Source organism: Flavobacterium sp. UBA4854, assembly GCF_002399805.1.
Lineage (GTDB): Bacteria > Bacteroidota > Bacteroidia > Flavobacteriales > Flavobacteriaceae > Flavobacterium > Flavobacterium ginsengisoli.
The window spans coordinates 47,290-49,742 of sequence record NZ_DHEI01000087.1; the positions used below are offsets into that span (position 1 = coordinate 47,290).

Here is a 2,453-nt window from a genome sequence, read left to right on the forward strand (position 1 = left end):
AATTTATGCTTGTCCAGCAGGACCAAAATTAAGCGGAATTGGTGCTTGTTCCGTTTCTTTGATTTCGCCATGAGCGGCTTCAAATCTATGGATGTTTTCACCTATTGCTCTCAATAATCTTTTAGCATGTTGTGGTGTCAAGACAATTCTTGACTTTACCTTGGCTTTAGGAATACCTGGCATAATGCTCACAAAATCTAAAACAAACTCTGATGATGAGTGATTGATAATCGCAAGATTAGAATAAATTCCTTCTGCAATTGTTTCGTCTAACTCAATGTTAATTTGCTCTTGTTGTTGTTTCGGATTACTCATAGTTTCCCTAATTAATAAATGTATTCTTCTTTATTAGCCATCATTTCGTTGTAATCGTCTTTAGATCCTACGATAGTGTTATCGTATTCTCTCATACCAGTTCCTGCAGGAATTCTGTGTCCAACAATTACATTTTCTTTTAATCCTTCTAAGTCATCTACTTTACCAGCTACTGCAGCTTCGTTAAGTACTTTCGTTGTCTCCTGGAATGAAGCCGCAGAAATGAATGATTTAGTTTGTAACGAAGCTCTTGTAATACCTTGAAGAACTGGCGTTGCAGTTGCAGTGATTACGTCTCTTGCTACAACAAGATTTTTATCATTTCGTTTCAATAATGAATTTTCATCACGCAATTCACGAGGTGTAATAATCTGACCTGGTTTCAATACTGAAGAATCTCCAGCATCTTCAACCACTTTCATACCATATAACTTATCGTTTTGAACGATGAAATCTTTAGTGTGAATTAATTGGTCTTCTAAGAATAAAGTATCACCTGGATCCTGAACTCTTACTTTACGCATCATTTGACGAATAACTACCTCAAAGTGCTTGTCATTAATTTTTACCCCTTGTAAACGGTAAACCTCTTGAATTTCATTTACCAAGTACTGTTGAACAGCAGCTGGACCTTGAATTCTTAAGATATCATCTGGTGTAATTGCACCGTCAGACAATGGAACTCCCGCTCTTACGAAGTCATTTTCTTGTACTAAGATTTGGCTAGAAAGTTTAACTAAATACTTTTTAATCTCACCAAATTTAGACTCGATAACGATCTCACGGTTACCTCTTTTAATTTTTCCGAAAGATACAACACCATCAATTTCAGATACAACTGCTGGGTTTGAAGGGTTACGAGCTTCTAAAAGCTCAGTAATTCTTGGTAAACCTCCCGTGATATCGCCTGCTTTAGAAGAACGACGAGGGATTTTTACTAATACTTTACCTGCTTTAATTTTCTCACCATTTTCAACCATTAAGTGTGCACCTACTGGTAAGTTGTAAGAACGAATCAATTCACCTTCTTTACCATAAACCAATAAAGTTGGGATTAATTTTTTGTTTCTAGCCTCAGAAATTACTTTTTCTTGGAAACCAGTCTGCTCATCGATCTCAACCATGAACGATTGTCCTTGCTCTAAATCCTCGTAAGCAATCTTACCAGTAAACTCAGAAACAATTACACCGTTATATGGATCCCATTTACAGATTACAGTTCCTTTAGCAACAGTATCTCCATCGTTAACAAAAATACTAGATCCGTAAGGAATGTTATGTGTATTTAAAACAATTCCAGTTTTCTCGTCAACTAATTTCAACTCAGTTGAACGTGAAACTACGATATCAACAGAATTTCCTTCTCCGTCTTCTCCTTTAACTGTTTTTAAATCTTCAATTTCAAGTCTACCTGCAAATCTTGTAACAATACTAGACTCTTCAGAGATACCTCCAGCAACCCCTCCAACGTGGAACGTACGAAGTGTTAACTGTGTACCTGGCTCTCCAATAGACTGAGCTGCAATAACTCCTACAGCTTCACCTCTTTGTGTCATCTTACCAGTAGCTAAGTTTCTACCGTAACATTTAGCACAAATACCTTTTAAAGCTTCACAAGTTAATGGAGATCTAACCTCTACTTTTTCAATTGGAGAAGCTTCAATAGTTCTCATAATTGCTTCAGTAATTTGCTCTCCAGATTTAACCATTACTTCGTTAGTAAGAGGATTAATAACGTCTTGTAATGCAACACGTCCTAAAATTCTCTCTCCTAAAGATTCAACGATTTCCTCATTTTTCTTCAATGCCGCAACTTCAACACCTCTTAAAGTTCCACAATCTTCGATGTTAACAATAACATCTTGAGAAACGTCATGAAGCCTTCTAGTTAAGTAACCAGCATCGGCCGTTTTAAGAGCCGTATCCGCAAGACCTTTACGAGCACCGTGAGTAGAAATGAAGTACTCAAGGATCGAAAGACCTTCCTTAAAGTTAGAAAGAATCGGGTTTTCAATAATCTCACCACCACCAGCAGTCGATTTTTTAGGCTTAGCCATCAAACCACGCATACCAGTTAACTGACGAATCTGTTCCTTAGAACCCCTCGCCCCAGAGTCAAGCATCATATATACAGAGTT

At 37.2% G+C, this 2,453-nt stretch carries 1 protein-coding gene and 1 pseudogene; both read right to left on the reverse strand.

Annotated features, from left to right (window positions below; translation table 11 throughout):
- Positions 1-3 precede the first annotated feature (3 nt).
- A complete protein-coding gene (locus B3J44_RS12875; RefSeq protein WP_012024017.1) occupies positions 4-315 on the reverse strand; it encodes a DUF3467 domain-containing protein in 312 nt (103 codons plus the stop codon).
- Positions 316-326: 11 nt separating this feature from the next.
- Positions 327-2,453 (reverse strand): annotated as a pseudogene (locus B3J44_RS12880) (DNA-directed RNA polymerase subunit beta'); the annotation flags it as partial.

Bases quoted from the DNA above. Each gene is read 5' to 3' on its own strand.
- B3J44_RS12875 (WP_012024017.1), bottom strand. From the start codon at position 315: ATGAGTAATCCGAAACAACAACAAGAGCAAATTAACATTGAGTTAGAC.